The organism is Streptosporangium jomthongense, assembly GCF_042650425.1.
Taxonomy (GTDB): domain Bacteria; phylum Actinomycetota; class Actinomycetes; order Streptosporangiales; family Streptosporangiaceae; genus Streptosporangium.
This window is the reverse complement of record NZ_JBHSBC010000066.1, coordinates 11,381-28,284: the sequence shown is the minus strand read 5'-3', so window position 1 is coordinate 28,284 and position 16,904 is coordinate 11,381. Positions and strand designations below refer to the sequence as shown.

Sequence of the window (16,904 nt, the reverse complement as noted above, 5' to 3'; positions counted from 1 at the left end):
ACGCAACGATCACTGCGAGATGCTCATGTCTGTTGAGTCCTCCGCCCTCCCCACACCGCCCGTCGGCGGTGCGCACTGCCGCGTGCCGTGGAAGGGGGCCTTCCCCTCCGTGGCCGCCGTCCTCGTCCTCTTTCTGGCCGCGTCCAGCGCCCCGTCCCCGATCTATGTCATTTACCAGCAGCAGTGGCAGTTCACGGCGTGGATGCTGACGGTCGTCTTCGCCCTGTACGTGTTCGGCCTGCTCGGCTCGTTGCTCGTCGTCGGAGCGCTGTCGGACCATCTCGGCCGCCGGCCGGTGCTCGCCGCGGCGATCGCACTGGAGGTGATCGCACTCGTCCTGTTCCTGGTCGCAGGGAACGTACTCGTCCTGTCAGCCGCTCGGGTGTTGCAGGGCATCGCGACCGGGGCGGCGACGACAACGCTGAGCGCCACGCTGGTGGATCTAGAGCCGTCTCGGGGGCGGGCGGGCGTCGTCACCTCGGTGGCTCCCCTGACCGGGCTCGCCGCCGGTGCTCTCGGCAGTGGCGCGCTGGTGGAGTTCGGCCCCTCCCCGACCCGGCTGATCTATGTGCTGCTGCTCGGCGGGATGCTGCTGGCGGCGGTGGGCGTCGCCTTCGTCCCGGAGACGTCGCCGCGCCGGCCGGGAGCCGTCGCCTCCCTGCGACCCCGGGTCGCGATGCCCGCGCACCTGCACGCCGAAATCGTCCCGGTGGTGCCGGCGATGATCGCCACCTGGGCCCTGGCCGGGATGTACCTCTCGCTCGGCCCGTCCGTCGCGGCCGAGTTGCTGGGGCTGCACAACCACCTGATCGGCGGCGTCGTCGTGACGCTCCTGGCCGGAACCGGAGCACTCGCGGTCTTCCTGCTCCGCTCCCGATCCGCCTCCTGGCTGCTGGCTCCCTCGTCCGCGATGCTCGGGCTGGGCACCCTGATCTCGCTCGCCGGGGTGGCGCAGAACCTTGCCTGGCTCGCCGCCGCCGGCACCGTCGTCGCGGGTCTCGGCTTCGGCGCGTCGGTGCTGGCGACGTTCGGCACCTTCGCCCGGATCGCCAGGCCGCACGAGCGCAGCGCGGTCTTCGCCCTGGCGAACACCATCAACTATCTGGGCAACAGCGTGCCCGCCGTACTCGGCGGGATCGCTGTCACTGCCCTGGGACTGAGGACCGCCACCGTGATCTACGCGCTGGCGATCGCGGTGATCACGTTCTCCGCCTTCGCCCTGCGCCTGAACCAGCTACGGGCCAACCGCCGCACCGTCATGGCCGCGTGCGGCTGAGAACGCGCGCCCGCCCTGCTCCACTCAGCAAATGCGTAACAAGTAATAAGGAGACATCGTGACGGAGACAAGCAGGAACAAGAAGCATTTGGGGGTCCAGCGAGGGGACCATACGACCATCCGGTACACGGCCAGCGGCCCGGCCGGAGGGCCGGCCCTGGCCCTCATCCACGGCTGGGCGTGCGACCGCGGCGACTTCGACGCGGTGACCAACCATCTGCCCAAGAACCACCGTGTCCTCGCGATCGACCTTGCCGAGCACGGCGAGTCGCGCTCGACGCGGGCGCTGTGGACGATGGAGGAGTTCGCCCGCGACGTGGCGGCCGTGCTGGAGGCCGAGTCGGTGAACAAGGCGGTCGTGGCCGGGCACTCCCTCGGTGGGGCCGTCGCTGTCGAGGTTGGCAAGCTGCTTCCCGATACGGTCTCGCGCGTGGTGGCGCTCGACGCGCTGCACTACCTGTCCCTGTTCCCGGCGATGAGCGACGAGCAGGTCGAAGCGATGCTGCGCCTGTTCCGGGAGGACTTCGCCGCCGGGGTGCGGGGCCTCGTCGAGGGAGGCTCGCCGGCGGGGACCGATCCGGCTCTCAAGGAAACGTATTTCGAGAAGATGGTCGCCGTACGGCAGCCCGCGGGGCTGCGTTCCATCGAAGGGCTCATGCGCTGGGACATGGACGCGGCACTGCGCGAGACGAAGCAGCCGATCACCGTGTTCGCGATTCGTGACCTGGTGACGCAGGAAGCGATCGACCGCTACGGGGACCGGCTCGACATCGTTCTCATCGAGCTGGGCAGCCACCACTTCCCAGTGGAGGCGCCCGAGGGCACGGCGAAGCTTCTGGCCGATGTGGGAACCGACTAGGAACTGCTTGGAAAGCCGGGGACTCTGCTCTTCAGTATTAGCGCTAAGTGCCGAACCGGCAGGTCAGCGTACCGACATGTGGTCATGAGTCGTGTTCGTTGATCTCGATTCGGGAGTACTGAGCGGTAGTAGCCGCAAGCACTCGTTGGTTTTGTCGGTGAGAGGCTGCAACGTTTGTCGATGAGAATCGACAACGCCCGCCCCGGCGACATGTTCTTGTCGATGAGTTCTGACAACAGCTGGTGCGGGGGCGGCGGCCTGGACACACGTCAGCTCGCAGCGTCAGGCGTTCTCGGTTCTCATCGACATTCGGCCGTCGCGAAGATCGCAGAGTGTTGCTGAAACTCGTGAACATCCGTTGCTGCTTCTCACCGACACAGTCAACTCGTAACGTCACCGACTCCTCCGCCCGGCCGGCGGCCGCCCCCTCACCCGGCCGGACACGATGATCGGCGACAAGGGCTCACTCCACCCGCAAGATCCGGCTCGACCTACGCCGGCGCGGCATCAAAGCGGTCATCCCCGAACGCCGCGATCAGATCGCCAACCACAAGCGCCGGGGCAACCTGGGAGGCCGCCCGCACGCCTTCGACGCCCTGGCCCACAAGCAGCGCAACCTGGTCGAACGCTGCATCGGCGAACTCAAGCAATGGCGCGCGATCGCCACCCGCTTCGACAAGCCGGCCAGCCGCTATCTGGCAGGCGTCACCATCGCCTCGCTCGTGCTCTGGCTCCGAAACGCCGAATTATCAGACACCCTCTGGTCCGGGCCGCCCGCCTCCGGAGCCGGCACCCCGAGTGGCGACGAAGCCCTCGATCGCGTCCATGTGGTCGGGCCGCAGACCCTCGCGGGGCGACGGCGCGATCAACAGGGCCCGGCCGTCTTTGGTCAACTCGTCATGCACCGGACCGCCGGTGGGCATCTCGACGTCGTCGGTCCAGACGAGCCGCCACCCTCGCGCCAGGACCTGGCGTGCCGCGGCGAGTTTGGCCTCCGCCGCGGCGGTGCTGGAAAGGTGCTCCGACCAGGCACGGGGCAACCGGGGCAGGGCGAACAACCGTTCCACCTCATCGGCGTCGGCGCACCAGGTGCTGCACCAGCGGATCTCGACCGTGCCCGTCCGGTGCAACGCGCGGACACGGTCGATCAGAGCGGGCGCCCAGCGCATGCGATAGGCGTGGCCACCGGAGTGGGCGACCCCTCTGCGCGGGATACCTCCCCAACCGGGCCGGGCGACGTTGATCACACCGTCGACGTCGAGCAGCCACACCGGCCGGCTCATCGGCCGGCGCGTCCTTCGGGAGTGCCCGTGCTCATACCCAGCCTCCTGGAGGTTCCGGGGGGGGAAGGCATCCCGCTCCGCCGCGCCGGGAGGGCCTTCAGTCGTCGAGATAGGCGCGCAGTTCGCGGCGTGCCCGGCGGCGGTCACGCCGGCGCTCCTGGCGCAGGAAGTAGTGCCACTCCCGGTATCCGCCTCTGCCGGTGTGGCCGAACCAGAGACCGGCGGGGGCACCCCAGTAACAGCCGGTCGTGCGGACGCTCTGGGAGACGCCGTCGGCGGTGATCTCATCCGGCAGCGTGCACGGCCCGAACCGGTGGTCGTGCACGGGCAGGCAGGTCACCATCGGTGTCTCGGCCATCCGCACCCACCAGGGCCGGGTCTTGTCAGTCTTGCTCATACGGTCACCTTTCGGCTCCGCGACGCCCCGGGATGGGGCCGTCACAAGACCGGATGCACCGCGATCACCTCCAGACGTGTAACCCGATCACGACGATACAGCGGGCCCTCAGGTGCCGACGAGACCCTCATCACCCCCGGGTCAGGACGAATGCGCCCCACCGAAGGCGTCGCGGGCCCAGGCGGCGAAGCCGGTCATGGTCAGCCCGAACGCGTGCGCGTGCTCCGGGTGGGCCGCCTGGCCGAGGACGTTCATCTGTTGCTGCATGTTGACCATCATGGGCGGAAGCCCCCGCGCGACGGCCTGTTCGGCGGACAGGACGGGAGCCTCGACCGTACGGCCCAGCACCCCGGACAGGATCTCGGCGATCTCGGTCATCGTCAGGAGGTCGCCGGCGAGCTCGACGTCGGCGCCGGTGAACCTCGCCGGGTCGGCGAAGGCGGCGGCGGCCGCCGCGCCGATGTCCGGAACCGCCACCAGTGACAGTCTCGTGTCCTTCGCGAACGCCGTCACGAATCCCTGTTCCGCCCAGTCGCCGAACATGTAGGACCGGCCGAGCAGGTTCTCCATGAAGGTCGCGGGCTTCAGGATCGTCCAGCGGGGGAATCCCGCGGTGCGTACGAGGTCGTCCACGTGGGCCTTGCTCGCCCAGTAGTGGCGGCTCCACTCGTCGGGCGTCCAGCCGGGCACGGCCCGGACCTCGTCTCCGGCTCCGGAGACCGAGGTGTGCACGAACTGCGCCACACCGGCCGCTCTGGCGGCCTCGACCAGGTTGCGGCCACGGACGGCCTCGCCGTCGGACATGAGGTTGGTGAGGTCCGGGAGCTGCACCGAGAACACTCCGCGGACACCGGTCACCGCGGCCGTCAGGGACGCGGGATCGTCGAGGTCTCCGAGCACCGGTTCGGCGCCGAGCGCCAGGACGGCCCTGGCCGGCTCGGACTCCGGATCTCTGAGAAGGACCCGCACGGGTGTTCCCGCGGCGAGGAGGGCTCGCGCGACCGCGCCGCCCTGCTTGCCGGTCGCACCGGTGACGAGCACTGGATCAGGCATGACAGGCCTCCACCAATAAGTGGGGTGACACCCCGTTTTCACTTCTCAGGGTAAGATATGGGGGACCACCCCACTTGGCAAGCGGCAGGAGACACGGTGCGGGAGACCAGGGAAGAACGGCCGAAGCGTGCGGACGCGCGGCGCAACCGCGACCGGATCCTGGCCGCGGCCCAGATCGCCATAGCCAGGGACGGCGTCGACGCCTCGCTGGAGGAGATCGCCAGGCAGGCCGGGGTCGGTTCGGCGACGCTGCACCGGCACTTCCCCTCCCGCCTGGCGCTGCTGGAGACGGTGTTCCTCGACCGCGTCGAGACGCTGTGCTCCCAGGCTCGCGAGCTGGCCGCGGAGCCGGACCCCGGGGCCGCGCTCGTCACCTGGCTCAGGGCCATCGGCACCTACGCCGCCAACGTGCGCGGGCTCGCCCCGTCACTGCTGCTGAGCGCCCACGAGCTCGAACACCGGGAACGGAACGTGACCTGCCACAGGAAGATCAGCGGCGCCGGTGAGGAGTTGCTGACCCGGGCCCGGCTGGCGGGGGCCGTACGCCCTGAGGTGTCCATCGACGACCTGCTCACCCTCGTCAACGCCATCTCGGCGGCGACCGAGCGGCACGCCGACGCGCCCGCCGCGACCGACCGCCTGCTCCTGCTCGCCCTCGACGGAATCCGCTCCCCGGCGCCGCCGGGGCCGTAGCCCGGTCCCGCGAACCGGCGCGCCGTCCACGGTGGGACGCGGCGGCACGGGTGAGGGTCAGGCGGGCTCTTCGCCCGTCTCCTTGGCGAAGGGAACGCCGCGAAGGCTGAGCAGTACCAGCGCGGCACCCCCGCAGGTGAGCGCGATGTCGGCGACGTTGCCCACGAACGGGCCGTAGTCGATGAAGTCCACGACGTGCCCGCGGGCGAAGCCGGGCTCACGGAGGAGCCGGTCGCCCAGGTGGGACACCGCGCCACCGAGCAGCGCGCCCAGCACGAGCGCCCAGCCCGGGGAGGCCACACGGCGGGCGGTGTAGAGGATGCCGCCCACCGCGGCCGCCGCGACCAGGGCGAACACCCACGTGGCGTTCTCTCCCAGGGAGAAGGCGGCGCCGGGGTTGTACAGCAGCCGGAAGTGGATCAGCGGGGGGAACACGGGGACACGCTCGGTCTCGGACAGTGCGGAGACCGCCCAGGACTTGGTGAGCTGGTCCAGGAGCGCGACCACCGCGGCCAGCGCGAGCATGATGCCGTACAGCCGCCTCGAACCCCGCTCCGATCGCATCATTCAAGGCCTCCGTACCACCGTGTCCGAACCAGGATTCCCCCGAGCCTACCGAGGCGTTTTCCGAGGTGCCGCCACGCCTTCGAGCAGGGCGTCGCGTTGCGCCGGGCTCAGGCGGTCCGGCCTGGGGGCGGCGGCGAACGCGCCGCTCCCGGCCCGTTCCACGACGAACGGGTCGGCGAGGACCGGACGGCGGCCGATCGCGTCCAGGGCGCCGGCCGCCCGCCGTACGGGCCAGCCCAGTGCTGCGGCGAGTTCGTTCACGGTGAGTGGCCGGGCGGCGTACACCAGCGCGGAGACCACCGTCAGCGCGTCACGGACGTCGGCGTCGGTGAGATCACTGCCGTTCATCTGCTCGCTGATCCAGGTGAAGAACTGAGCCATCCGGCCCAGCCGGGCGCCGGTGGGCGTGTCGGCGCCGAAGATCTCGATCCCGCGCCGAGCCTCCGTCGCGACCTCGGCGTGCGCCCCGGTGTCGGCCCTGAACACCCGGAGCCAGACGTCGTCGTCGACGACGTACCGTTCACGGCGCCCCGAGTCCCGGGTGCGCCCGACCAGCTCGATCGCCTCAAGGTAACCGACGGCCTTGGACACCGAGGCGGGGCTGACCCGCAGCCCGCGCACGAGTTCGGCGGACGTCAGGTCTCCTGAGCCGGAGGTGAGCAGGCAGGCGAACACGCGGGCGGCCATCCGGGGAAGGCCGACCCCGACCAGCGGGGCCGCGAGCCGCTCCACGAAACCGTGCACGGACTCGGCCGACCGCTCGCCGGCCGGTGGACACGCGGCCTGGACCGGTCTGCGACGGCGGGCCCGCTGTCCGGTGGCCTGCTGCGCACGGTCGGCCAGATAGCCACCGGGCGCGCTGTTGCGTGCCACCTCGCGGCTGATCGTGGAGGTGGGCCTGCCCAGCCGTCTGGCGATCTCGGCGTATCCCAGCCCCTCGGCCAGCCAGGTCGCGATCCGTCGGCGGTCCTCGTGGGTCAGCCTGTCTCCGGGCATCGGCTCGCCCCTGTCGGTTCGGGTTCACGGGTGCGTTCACCAACAATACATTGCAACGAACGATCGGCATGGATTGCATTTATCAACAATGTCATTGCAACGATTTTCACGAAATCCCAGCGAAGACGCGCATCGTTAAGGTTTATTCGTTGACGAGTTTTGAAACGCAACGTAGCCTTTCCGCATCTGGAAAAGATTGGAGCCCCTTGTGACGAGAGCGTTGGACGTGCCCCGGATACGGGCTCACGTCGCCGGACTGCTCGCGGAGTACCGGATCCCGAGCGCCGTGATCGGCGTCCTCAGCGACGGGGAGATCACCGACTTCGCGGTCGGCGTCAGGGACGTCTCCACGGGAGAGCTCGCGACGACCGACACCGTCTACCGGTGCGGCTCGGTGTCCAAGACATGGACCGCCCTCGCCTTCATGCGGTTCGTCGACGAGGGAAGGGTCTCCCTGGACGAGCCGGTGCGGACCTACCTCCCGGGTTTCCGGGTCGCCGACCCCGAGGTCGGTGCCAGGGTCACCCCCCGTCACCTCCTCAACCACACCAACGGCATCGAGGAGAGCTACGGAGATCCGGGGGAGGGGGACGACGTGTACGAGCGCATGGTGGAGAACATCGCCGGCGCGTCACAGGTCCACCCCCTGGGTCACACCCACGGCTACAGCGCGGCCCTCGGCTACGCGATCCTCGCCCGCGTCATGGAGGTGGTCGACGGCAGGCGGTGGGACGACATCATGAGGGACCGCCTGTTCGGTCCCCTGGGGCTGACCTCGACGAGCAGCAGGCATGAGCACGTCGACCGGAACCGGGCCGCGACCGGATATCTGATCCGGTCCCTCGACGAGGGCCCCGTCCTCTCACCGCTGGGCCACCTGCCGCGCTCCTTCGGCCCCGGAGGCAACATCAGCACGACGGCCAGGGAAACGCTCATGATGGCCTCCGTCTTCCTCAACGAGGGAAAGGCACCGGACGGGACCAGGATCGTCTCACCCGAGATCATCCGCGAGATGACGGAATCCCGGGTCGCCGTACCCGACCCGTACATGTTCGGGCCGGAATGGGCGCTCGGTCTCATCGTGTGCGACTGGCACGGCCAAACCGTCTACGCCCACGACGGCAGCGCGGTCAGCCAGAGCGCCCGCCTGCGGATCCTGCCGGAGTCGAACATCGCCATCACGATGCTGACGAACGCCGGGCCGCGCGACAGCTTCTACCGGAGGGTGTTCAACGAGATCCTCGCCGACCTCGGCATGGTCACGATCCCCGACCTGCCGAAGCCCGCCCCGGTCCCGGCCCTCGACCTGTCCAGGTACGAAGGCTCCTACGGGCGGCCCGGCACCCGCTACGAGGTGGTGGCCGAAGACGGGAGACTCCACCTCGGGCTCACCCTGAACCCCATGGAGGCGAAACTCCTCAACAGGCCGGAACGGCTCGAATACGAGCTTCTCCCGATCAGCGAGACACATTTCCTGATGCCTTCCGGCGACCCGCTGGAGGACCCGCAGACCGTCGCGATCTACGACTTCGAAGACGGGGCCGCGCGGTACCTCCACATCAACTGCCGGGTGCATCCGAGAACGAACAAGGAGAGTGCCACAGTGCACGTCATGACCGTTTCCACGATCTCCGACAGCGAGGGCTTCTGGAACTCCCTGAAGAAGGCGTACGGCCTGCTGCCCAGGGGGGCGGGATGGACGCTGGCGGTGGCGAGCGCCGACGGCGACAGGGCGGTGAACGTCATCGTCCACGACTCGGTCGACGGCGTCAGAAGCTTCCTCGAAGAGCACGTCGGCCCCTTCGCCACCACCGAGTACTTCGAGGCCGACGCCTCGAACGCGGTCGGGCTCCCGGCGGTGTGACCGCCCTCGGCGGAACGGTGGTATCACTACCGGCATGGGGATGCATCGCGACGATCTCGCCGATTTCCTGCGCCGGTCCCGGGGACGGCTGACCCCGGGGGAGGTCGGGCTGGTCGAGGGGCCGAGGCGGCGCACGCCGGGGCTGCGCCGTGAGGAGGTCGCGGCGCTCGCCGGGATGTCGGCCGACTACTACATGCGGCTTGAGCAGGCCAGGAGCACGCAGCCCTCGGTCCAGATGCTGGCCGCGCTGACGCGCGCGCTGCGGCTGACCATCGACGAGCGGGACCATCTGTACCTGCTCGCCGGGCACCGGCCGCCGGAGGGGGCACGGGCGGGGGAGTACCTGCGGCCAAGCCTGCTGTACCTGCTCGACCGGCTGGACAGCGTTCCGGTCCAGGTCCTGAGCGACCTGGGTGACCTGCTGGCGCAGAACGACATGGCGCAGGCGTTGTTCGGATGCGTGTGCACGGTGGCCCCGGAGAACCGCAACATCGTGCTGCGCTGGTTCACCGAGCCGGACGTGCGCGGTTACTTCGCACCCGAGGAGCACGAGGAACAGGCCAGGCAACTGGTCGCCGACCTGCGCGCCACGGTGACCCGCCGCGGGGACGACGTGGCGTCCCGCGAGCTCGTCACACGGCTCCGTACGGCCAGCACCGAGTTCACGGCCCTCTGGGACCGGCACGAGGTCGCGGTGCGCAGGTCGCACCCGTACCGGATCATGCATCCCGAACTCGGCGTGATCGAGCTCGACTGCGAGGTGCTGGCGACGCCCGCGGCGGACCAGCGGCTGCGGGTGTTCACCCCGACACCCGGCGGCTCCGAGGCGCTGGACATGCTGCGTCTTCTCGGCCCGCGGCACCGGCACGGCGCCGCCGCGACGACGCCCGCCGAACGCCCGGCGGGCACGCCGCAGGCATGACGTGTCAGGTCCAGGTCGCCGAATCCGGGTCGATGCCTCGATCGCGGGCGTTGGCGTCGATGATGTCACGGAGCCAGAAGGTCAGGCCCGGCTCGATCGCGTCGTAGTAGGCCCTGAAGCCAGGGTCGGCGGCGTGGCTCCTGCCCAGGCAGACGTGCATCGGAAGGGTGCAGTCGAAGTACGCGCCGATGGACGCCCTGTGCCGTTCGGCCAGGGCGTTGGCTTCGGCGCTGCCGGGTCTGACGCCGGCGCGCTTGGCCGCCGCCAGGTCGTTTTCGAGCGTCGCGACGCTGTCGGCGATCCGCCGCCAGTCCTCGGGGGTCATGCCCGCGGCGCGCTCGGCGTACTGCGCCCATTGAGGTGTTTCGCCCCACCGGTCACGCGCGCCCTCGGCCCACGCCGGATCCCAGCGCTGCCCGAAGATCGCGACCTGTTCCTCCGCGGAGAGCAGGATGCCGGCGTTCGCGGCTTCGATCATGCGATCGACCGCGTCGACCATCGACTGCAGACGGGAGATGCGATCGAGGAGCTGGGCGCGCTGTTGTCTCAGCGGCACGGTCATGTCGACCGCCGGAGCGTCGAGAAGCTCACCGATGTCGTCGAGGGGCAGGCCGAGCTCGCGGTAGATGAGCACCCGGTGCACACGTGCGACGTCGGCCGCCGAGTAGAGCCGGTAACCGCCTGTGGTCCGTCCGGACGGGCGGACCAGCCCGATCGCGTCCCAGTGATGGAGGGTGCGGACGGTGACTCCCGCGTGCGATGCCGCGGCCCCGACGGTCAGCCCGCCGGACTCCGCGGCATCGCCCATCGCTCTGTCGGTCACACCGACGAGTCTGTCATGCGCGTCTGACCTGCGCGATTTCCCTCCTTCGGGAGGGGGATGCCCATCGCCTCAAGGTTGCGCGCCTCGTCGCTGCCGAGTTCGAGGAGACGGGCCGCGGTCAGGATCACCCGGGTGTTCTCCGGCGTGACGACCTCCAGATCCACGGTGTTCCACGGTGTCTGTCGTGGTCCGGTCGTGCATCCGGGCACCAGCGTGGTGCACGCCTGCGCGATCCCGTCGAGCTGGCTCAGCACACAGGAGAAGCTGACGCTCACTGTCGAAGGGGTCTGCGGGGCGCCGGTCGGGACAAGCAGGACATCCTGGAACGCCCACCGCCGAAGGTGCGTGACCTGGCCGGGAATCGTGAACAGGTCGATGAAGCCGAGCCCGCGGGTCCAGAAGTCCACGGACGCGGCCAGATCCGACGTCGGCACGGTGACGAACATCGGCATGCCGTAGATGCCCCGGTAGATCTCAGGTGGCGTCGCGTCGGGCCCGGGCGGAGGGACAGGGCTGATCTCGAATGCGTCGTAGTAGTCGGCCATGCGTTCATCGTGGAGCCTGACGCGGCGTCAGGGTCAAATCCGAATCGTTCGACGGCCCCGGCCGCCCGTATCAACCGATCGGTTGATGCCGTGATCCACCACCCCGCTCCCCGTACGGACGATCCGCCGCTCCCGCCCCCGCGCGATTCTCAAGGCATGCCAACGAACCGGGATGCCGCCCTCCGCACCACCGGACTCCGCAAAGCCTTCGGTGGCCACCTGGCCGTCGACGACATCCACCTCACCGTCCCCGCCGGATCCTTCTACGGCCTGGTCGGCCCCAACGGAGCGGGCAAGACCACCACCCTGGCCATGGCCGTCGGCCTGCTCCGCCCCGACTCCGGCAGCGCCGAGATCTTCGGCGTCGACGTCTGGCGTGACACCGTCCGGGCCAAGGGACTGATCGGCGTGCTGCCCGACGGCAACGCCATGCCGGAACGGCTCACCGGCCGCGAAGTCCTCACCTACCTCGGCCTGCTGCGCGGCCTGCCGCCCGCCGTCGTCGCCGAGCGCACCGACGAACTCCTCCAGGTCCTCGAACTCGACTCCGCCGAGCGGACCCTGGTCATCGAGTACTCCACCGGCATGCGCAAGAAGATCGGCCTGGCCGTCGCCCTCCTGCACGCGCCCCGCCTGCTCGTCCTGGACGAGCCCTTCGAGGCCGTCGACCCCGTCTCCGCGGCCACGATCAGGGCCATCCTGCGCAGGTTCGCGGACAGCGGCGGCTCGGTGATCATCTCCAGCCACGTCATGGCCCTCGTCGAGCAGCTCTGCGACCACGTGGGAGTCATCTCCGACGGCCGCGTCGTGGCCGCCGGGCCGCTGGCCGACGTCCGCGGCGCCGGATCCCTGGAGGACGCCTTCGTCGACCTCGTGGGCGCCCGCACCGGAGGGACGGAGGGGCTGACGTGGCTCACCTCCTGACCCCCGGCCCGGCCGTGTCGGCACGGCACATGATCCGCATGCGGCTGGCGATCATGCGCAACTCCCTCCGCGGCGACAACGCCTCCAACCTCTACACCGGCGTCTCGCTCGGGCTGATCCTGGCCTTCGGGACGATCGCCGTCGCCGTCCTGTGGCCCGTCCACCTGCCGGTCGTGCTGGCGGTCTGGCTGTCCGGCTGGATCTTCGGCCCCATCTTCATCGGGGGTGGCAGTGAGGCCCTGCGCCCCGAGTACTTCTCCATGCTCCCGGCCCCGCCGGGCCGGATCGCGACGGCGCTGCTCGCCGGAGCCTTCGCCGGCCCCGCACCGGCGGTCAATCTCGTCGCCCTGATGTCGCTGCCGGTGTACGGCTGGCGCTTCGGCCCGGCAGGTGTGCTCATCGGCCTCGCGGCGGCGGTCGGCACGCTCGTCACGATGGTGATGATCTCCCGTGTGATCGTGGCCCTGATCGGCCTGTTCGTCAGATCCCGCGTCACCGCGGCAGCCGTCGGCGTGGTGACCGGAACCGCCGTCGCCCTGTGCAGCAACGGCTGGGCACTGGTGGCGGCGCTGGGCGGCGCCGACACCGCCGCGTGGTCGCGGCTCTTCGTCCGCGCCCTGCCGTCGGGATGGGGCGTGGCCGCCGTCGAGGCCCCCTGGCCTCTCGCCCTGGCCATCCTCGCGACCGACGCCGCCGTGATCGCCCTCCTCCTGACCGCCTGGTCCGGCCTGCTCGCGCGCCGCGTCGTCTCGGCCGCGCGGGGCGGAGTGCCACCCCGCCGGGGCACCCCGCGTCCGCTTCCCATGGCGACCGGCGCCCGGATCGCGGCCGCGAAGGAGCTGCGCGCCTGGTGGCGTGACCTGGTCCGCATCCAGCTCCTGGCCACCGCCCTGTCCTACGCCGTCGTCACGCCCCTGCTGCTCGTGACCATCGGCGCCTGGGTCATGGTCCCGTTCACGGGTCTCGTCGCGATCGTGATGGGAGCCGCCACCTCGGCCAACCTGTACGGCTCCGACGGCACCGCCCTGTGGCTCACCCTCATGACCCCCGGAGCCGAACGCGCCGACGTCCGCGGCCGCCAGCTGGCCTGGTTGGTCATCGTCGGCCCGGCCGCGCTCGTTCTCTCCCTGGCAGGCGCCCTCGTCAGCGGCCTGACCTGGGCCTGGCCGTGGGTCCTGGGACTGCTGCCCGCCCTGCTCGGCGGCGGCGCCGGGGTCATCGTCCTGCTCGCCGTCACCTCGCTCGTCCCCGGTACCGACCCGCACAAGCGCGGCGGCAACCCGCTCAGCACCGGCGCCGACGAGACCGCCGAGACCAGCCTCGCCTGGCTCGTGCTCCTCGCGGTCCCCGCCACCGCCCTGCCCACGGCCGGTGTCATCCTCCTCAACCCCTGGGCCGGCGTCGCCACCGGCGTGCTGACAGGAGTCCTCAGCGCCTGGGGTCTGGGCAGGATCGCCTACCGCAGACTGGAGAGCCACGGGATCGAACTGCTCAACCTCATGAAGTACGGCCCGCCCCCCGAACCCGCCAAGCCCACCACCGCCGACCTTCCCATCCACCACCGCATCGGCGTCACGATCAGCTACCTCATCGCCTGGCTTCCCCTGTTCCCGCAGGGCCTGGCCCCCCTGGTCATGAAGATCCTGGGTGTCGAGGAGCGCGTCTGGTTCCTGGCCCTGTACCTCCCGCCGATCTGGCAGTGGCCGACCATCATCTTCATGATCGCGATTGGGCTGCTGCTGTACGGTTACGCCATCCTCATCCCGATGCGTCTAAGCTCGTCCACGTCGACTACCAGGCGGAAGGGGAGGGTAGGCCCCGGATGAACGATCCCTTCCCGCCTTCCGTCTGGGAACGGCGCTTCGAGCGCATCGTCGAGATCGTCCCTTACCTCACCCTCGCCACCTCCCTGGTCATCAGCCTGGCCTCCCCTGAGCAGCCCCCGGGCGGTGTCCTGCGCACCCTCGCGCTCACCGCCCTGGCCCTGGCCTGGATCCTCGGCTCCCGCACCCTCCTGCCCGCCGCCGTGCGCGGGCGACGGGTGGCGGTCACCGCGCACTTCCTCGGTGTCCTGGCCACCGCGGCACTGCTGGCCTTCCACGACCCCATCTTCATCATCTACTGCACATCCGGCTTCTTCCTGGCCGCCCACCTCGCTCCCTCCAAGTGGACCTTCGCCGCCGTCGCGGCCACCTCCTTCGTCCTGTACGGCTCGACGCTCGACTGGTCGCAGGCCACCATCCAGCTCGTCGCCTTCTACCTGGCGATCATCGTCGTGCAGACCGTCGCCATCGGCGGCGGCTCCATCGCCGGAATCAAGATCGAGGACCGCCAGCGCGCATACCGGAAGGCGGTCAGCGACCTGCAGACCGCCCTGGAGGAGAACGCCGACCTGCACGCCCAACTCCTCGCCCAGGCCCATGAGGCGGGCATCCTCGACGAACGCCAGCGCATGGCCCGCGAGATCCACGACACCCTCGCCCAGGGCCTGACCGGCATCATCACCCAGCTGCGCGCCGCCCAGCGCGTCGAGGACGCGGAAACCCACGTGGCGCTCGCCCTCGACCTGGCCCGCGAGAGCCTCACCGAGGCCCGCCGTTCCGTCGCCGCCCTCCAGCCCCACCAACTCGACGACGCCCACCTGCCCGAGGCGATGACCACCCTGGCGCGTAACTGGGCGCGGTCCACCGGCGTCGACCTGCACGTCGAGGTCACAGGCGACCGCATCCCGCTCAGCCCCGCCATCGAGGTCACCCTCTTCCGCGTCGCACAGGAGGCCCTCACCAACGTCGCCAAGCACGCGGGCGCCACCCGCGCCGGCCTGACCCTCTCCTACGCCGGCGCCGTCGTCCTGCTCGACATCCGCGATGACGGCACCGGCATCCGCGACTCCGGCGGCAGAGGATTCGGCCTCAGCAGCATGCGGCAACGTCTGCGCGGCGTCGGCGGCTCCCTCGAAATCGAGAGCACGCCCGGCGAGGGCACCGCCGTCAGCGCCACCGTCCCCGCACTCCAAGGAACCCCCCGGTGATCCGCCTCCTCATCGTCGACGACCACCCCATCGTCCGTGACGGCCTGCGGGCCGCCTTCGAAGCCGAGCCCGACATCCACGTCGCCGGTGAAGCCGCAAACGGCCGCGAAGGTGTGGAGCGTGCCGCCGCGCTTGAGGTCGACATCGTCCTCATGGACCTGCGCATGCCCGAAATGGACGGCGTCACCGCCATCGCCGCCCTGCGCCGCTCCCACCCCCACATCAAGACCCTCGTCCTGACCACCTTCGACGCCGACTCCGACGTCCTGCCCGCCATCGCAGCCGGCGCCACCGGCTACCTCCTCAAGGACGCCCCCACCGACGAACTCCTGCGCGCCGTCCGCGCCGCGGCCGCCGGTGAGCCGGTCCTGTCTCCCTCCGTCACCGGACGCCTGATGGGCCAGGTACGCAAACCGGTCAAGGCCGCTCTCACCGACCGCGAGCTCCAGGTCCTCGCCCTTGTCGCCGACGGCGCCTCCAACCGCCAGGCGGCCGCCAGGCTCTTCATCAGCGAAGCCAGCATCAAGACGCACCTGCTGCACATCTACGACAAACTCGGCGTCCGCGACCGCGCCGCCGCCGTCGGTGAGGGCTACCGGCGGGGTCTGCTCAGCTAGCCGGCCGGCGGCTGGCGGAGTGGTCCTTGCCAACGGGCCTGTTGCGGGCCCACGGCGGAGGCTTCAAGACGGCTGGACCTCGTCGAAGAGGGCAAGTGCCTGGGTGGGGTCCTGGCTCACGAGACGTTCCAGCCCTGCCGTCGTGATCTTCGCCCACCTGCCGGCCCGCTCCCACATCTGATCCTCGAAGGCACGGACGACCTCGTCCAGATCTCCGGAGGCGGCGGCCACGGACTCGGCGAGCTCGGCGCCTTCCAGCATCGCGAGGTTCGCACCCGCCCCCAAGGGCGGCATCAGGTGGGCGGCATCGCCCAGAAGCGTCACCCCGGGGACGTGGTCCCAGGTGTGGGACACGGGCAGGACGTGGAGGGGGCGGGGGATGAAGGCGGTGCCGTGGCGGAGGAGGTCGAGAACGGGGGCGGTCCAGCCGTCGAACAGGGCCAGCAGGGTTGATCGCACCGCTTCGACGTCGGCCGGATCCAGGTTCGTGTGCCAGTCCAGCGGTGCGCGGGTCTGAACGTAGACCTTGACGTGGCCGCCGCTGTTGCGCTGGGCGACGAGAGAGCGGTTCACGCCGTACACGGCCACGGAACCGTCTCCGACCAGCCGGGCGAGGTCGGGGTGGCGGGTGTCGACGTCGTCCAGGGAGGTCTCGATCGCGGTGACGCCGGTGTAGTGCGGCGTGGCGGGGGAGACCGCGGGGCGGACCCGGGACCAGGCGCCGTCCGCGCCGACCACGAGGTCGAACGTCTCCTGCCGCCCGTCCGCGAAACGGACCAGTGTCCCGCCCGGGGTCCCCGGCACCACCTCTGTCACGCCTCGCCCCCACCGAACGTCGAGGGGGCCGAGCAGCAGGTCACGAAGCTGCCCGCGGTCGATCTCGGGATTGGCCCGGTCGTCCGGGCCTGGCCGCCAGTCGCGCAGGACGGTCCCGTCCGTGTCCAGGATGCGCATGGCCTGCCCCTCGGGACGGGACAGCGCCTGGAACTCCGCCAGCAGCCCCGCCTTGTTCAGGGCGAGCTGGCCCAGCCCCTTGTGCAGGTCCAGTGCGCCG

At 70.3% G+C, this 16,904-nt stretch carries 18 protein-coding genes; 9 read left to right on the top strand and 9 right to left on the bottom strand.

Annotated elements, in window-relative coordinates:
* The first annotated feature begins 25 nt into the window (after positions 1-25).
* A complete protein-coding gene (locus tag ACFOYY_RS41740) occupies positions 26-1,276 on the top strand; it encodes an MFS transporter (protein WP_386197080.1) in 1,251 nt (416 codons plus the stop codon).
* 58 nt (positions 1,277-1,334) lie between these two features.
* Positions 1,335-2,135: an alpha/beta fold hydrolase gene (locus tag ACFOYY_RS41735; protein WP_362785751.1), complete on the top strand. Its 801-nt coding sequence runs from the start codon at positions 1,335-1,337 to the stop codon at positions 2,133-2,135.
* 491 nt (positions 2,136-2,626) lie between these two features.
* Here ACFOYY_RS41735 and ACFOYY_RS41730 read toward each other — a convergent pair whose 3' ends face one another.
* From ACFOYY_RS41730 to ACFOYY_RS41715, 4 genes are all read right to left on the bottom strand, one after another.
* Positions 2,627-2,785, bottom strand: a complete 159-nt coding sequence (locus tag ACFOYY_RS41730; RefSeq protein WP_386197079.1) for a hypothetical protein — start codon at positions 2,783-2,785, stop codon at positions 2,627-2,629.
* 99 nt (positions 2,786-2,884) lie between these two features.
* Positions 2,885-3,418, bottom strand: coding sequence for a hypothetical protein (locus ACFOYY_RS41725; RefSeq protein WP_386197078.1), 534 nt, complete (start codon positions 3,416-3,418; stop codon positions 2,885-2,887).
* A 97-nt stretch (positions 3,419-3,515) separates the two neighbouring features.
* Entirely contained in the window at positions 3,516-3,815 is a 300-nt protein-coding gene (locus ACFOYY_RS41720) for a hypothetical protein (RefSeq protein WP_352012278.1), read from the bottom strand.
* Between the two features lie 141 nt (positions 3,816-3,956).
* Complete coding sequence (locus tag ACFOYY_RS41715) at positions 3,957-4,868, bottom strand: NmrA/HSCARG family protein (RefSeq protein WP_386197077.1); 912 nt, start codon at positions 4,866-4,868, stop codon at positions 3,957-3,959.
* Positions 4,869-4,964: 96 nt separating this feature from the next.
* Here ACFOYY_RS41715 and ACFOYY_RS41710 point away from each other — a divergent pair, with 96 nt between their 5' ends.
* Entirely contained in the window at positions 4,965-5,561 is a 597-nt protein-coding gene (locus ACFOYY_RS41710; protein WP_386197076.1) for a TetR/AcrR family transcriptional regulator, read from the top strand.
* Between the two features lie 57 nt (positions 5,562-5,618).
* Here ACFOYY_RS41710 and ACFOYY_RS41705 read toward each other — a convergent pair whose 3' ends face one another.
* Together ACFOYY_RS41705 and ACFOYY_RS41700 are read right to left on the bottom strand one after the other, a co-directional pair.
* Positions 5,619-6,128: a signal peptidase II gene (locus ACFOYY_RS41705; RefSeq protein WP_386197075.1), complete on the bottom strand. Its 510-nt coding sequence runs from the start codon at positions 6,126-6,128 to the stop codon at positions 5,619-5,621.
* Between the two features lie 45 nt (positions 6,129-6,173).
* Positions 6,174-7,124, bottom strand: coding sequence for a helix-turn-helix domain-containing protein (locus ACFOYY_RS41700; protein ID WP_386197074.1), 951 nt, complete (start codon positions 7,122-7,124; stop codon positions 6,174-6,176).
* A gap of 208 nt (positions 7,125-7,332) precedes the next feature.
* On the opposite strand from ACFOYY_RS41700, the gene ACFOYY_RS41695 reads away from it, so the two are divergent.
* Together ACFOYY_RS41695 and ACFOYY_RS41690 are read left to right on the top strand one after the other, a co-directional pair.
* Complete coding sequence (locus ACFOYY_RS41695; protein ID WP_386197073.1) at positions 7,333-8,988, top strand: serine hydrolase; 1,656 nt, start codon at positions 7,333-7,335, stop codon at positions 8,986-8,988.
* A gap of 34 nt (positions 8,989-9,022) precedes the next feature.
* A complete protein-coding gene (locus ACFOYY_RS41690; RefSeq protein ID WP_362782754.1) occupies positions 9,023-9,910 on the top strand; it encodes a helix-turn-helix transcriptional regulator in 888 nt (295 codons plus the stop codon).
* Between the two features lie 4 nt (positions 9,911-9,914).
* On the opposite strand, the gene ACFOYY_RS41685 is transcribed toward ACFOYY_RS41690, so the two are convergent.
* Together ACFOYY_RS41685 and ACFOYY_RS41680 are read right to left on the bottom strand one after the other, a co-directional pair.
* The gene (locus ACFOYY_RS41685; RefSeq protein ID WP_386197072.1) at positions 9,915-10,733 is read right to left on the bottom strand and encodes a MerR family transcriptional regulator; all 819 of its coding nucleotides are present in this window, start codon (positions 10,731-10,733) and stop codon (positions 9,915-9,917) included.
* Positions 10,730-11,278 (bottom strand): VOC family protein, encoded by a 549-nt coding sequence (locus tag ACFOYY_RS41680; RefSeq protein ID WP_386197071.1) that lies wholly within the window; start codon positions 11,276-11,278, stop codon positions 10,730-10,732. The genes ACFOYY_RS41685 and ACFOYY_RS41680 overlap by 4 nt, the downstream gene beginning before the upstream one ends.
* A gap of 156 nt (positions 11,279-11,434) precedes the next feature.
* Here ACFOYY_RS41680 and ACFOYY_RS41675 point away from each other — a divergent pair, with 156 nt between their 5' ends.
* Genes ACFOYY_RS41675 through ACFOYY_RS41660 form a run of 4 tightly spaced genes read left to right on the top strand, consistent with a single transcriptional unit; the run spans position 11,435 to position 15,850 of the window.
* The gene (locus ACFOYY_RS41675; protein WP_352012287.1) at positions 11,435-12,202 is read left to right on the top strand and encodes an ABC transporter ATP-binding protein; all 768 of its coding nucleotides are present in this window, start codon (positions 11,435-11,437) and stop codon (positions 12,200-12,202) included.
* Positions 12,187-14,028 carry a hypothetical protein gene (locus ACFOYY_RS41670; RefSeq protein WP_386197070.1) on the top strand — a complete coding sequence of 614 codons (1,842 nt, stop codon included), beginning with the start codon at positions 12,187-12,189 and terminating at the stop codon, positions 14,026-14,028. Before ACFOYY_RS41675 ends, ACFOYY_RS41670 begins: the two co-directional genes overlap by 16 nt.
* On the top strand, positions 14,025-15,233 hold the full coding sequence (locus tag ACFOYY_RS41665) for a sensor histidine kinase (protein ID WP_386197069.1): 1,209 nt from the start codon (positions 14,025-14,027) through the stop codon (positions 15,231-15,233). Before ACFOYY_RS41670 ends, ACFOYY_RS41665 begins: the two co-directional genes overlap by 4 nt.
* Entirely contained in the window at positions 15,230-15,850 is a 621-nt protein-coding gene (locus ACFOYY_RS41660; RefSeq protein WP_352012290.1) for a response regulator transcription factor, read from the top strand. The genes ACFOYY_RS41665 and ACFOYY_RS41660 overlap by 4 nt, the downstream gene beginning before the upstream one ends.
* Positions 15,851-15,913: 63 nt before the next feature.
* Here ACFOYY_RS41660 and ACFOYY_RS41655 read toward each other — a convergent pair.
* Positions 15,914-16,904, bottom strand: a 991-nt coding sequence (locus ACFOYY_RS41655; RefSeq protein ID WP_386197068.1) for an FAD-dependent oxidoreductase, incomplete at its 5' end; no start/stop codon positions are given.

Excerpts from the sequence above, each read along its gene's own strand:
- ACFOYY_RS41740 (WP_386197080.1), top strand. The coding sequence starts at position 26 with ATGTCTGTTGAGTCCTCCGCCCTCCCCACACCGCCCGTCGGCGGTGCG.
- ACFOYY_RS41725 (WP_386197078.1), bottom strand. The coding sequence starts at position 3,418 with ATGAGCCGGCCGGTGTGGCTGCTCGACGTCGACGGTGTGATCAACGTC.
- ACFOYY_RS41720 (WP_352012278.1), bottom strand. The coding sequence starts at position 3,815 with ATGAGCAAGACTGACAAGACCCGGCCCTGGTGGGTGCGGATGGCCGAG.
- ACFOYY_RS41715 (WP_386197077.1), bottom strand. The coding sequence starts at position 4,868 with ATGCCTGATCCAGTGCTCGTCACCGGTGCGACCGGCAAGCAGGGCGGC.
- ACFOYY_RS41705 (WP_386197075.1), bottom strand. The coding sequence starts at position 6,128 with ATGATGCGATCGGAGCGGGGTTCGAGGCGGCTGTACGGCATCATGCTC.
- ACFOYY_RS41700 (WP_386197074.1), bottom strand. The coding sequence starts at position 7,124 with ATGCCCGGAGACAGGCTGACCCACGAGGACCGCCGACGGATCGCGACC.
- ACFOYY_RS41690 (WP_362782754.1), top strand. The coding sequence starts at position 9,023 with ATGGGGATGCATCGCGACGATCTCGCCGATTTCCTGCGCCGGTCCCGG.
- ACFOYY_RS41680 (WP_386197071.1), bottom strand. The coding sequence starts at position 11,278 with ATGGCCGACTACTACGACGCATTCGAGATCAGCCCTGTCCCTCCGCCC.
- ACFOYY_RS41675 (WP_352012287.1), top strand. The coding sequence starts at position 11,435 with ATGCCAACGAACCGGGATGCCGCCCTCCGCACCACCGGACTCCGCAAA.
- ACFOYY_RS41665 (WP_386197069.1), top strand. The coding sequence starts at position 14,025 with ATGAACGATCCCTTCCCGCCTTCCGTCTGGGAACGGCGCTTCGAGCGC.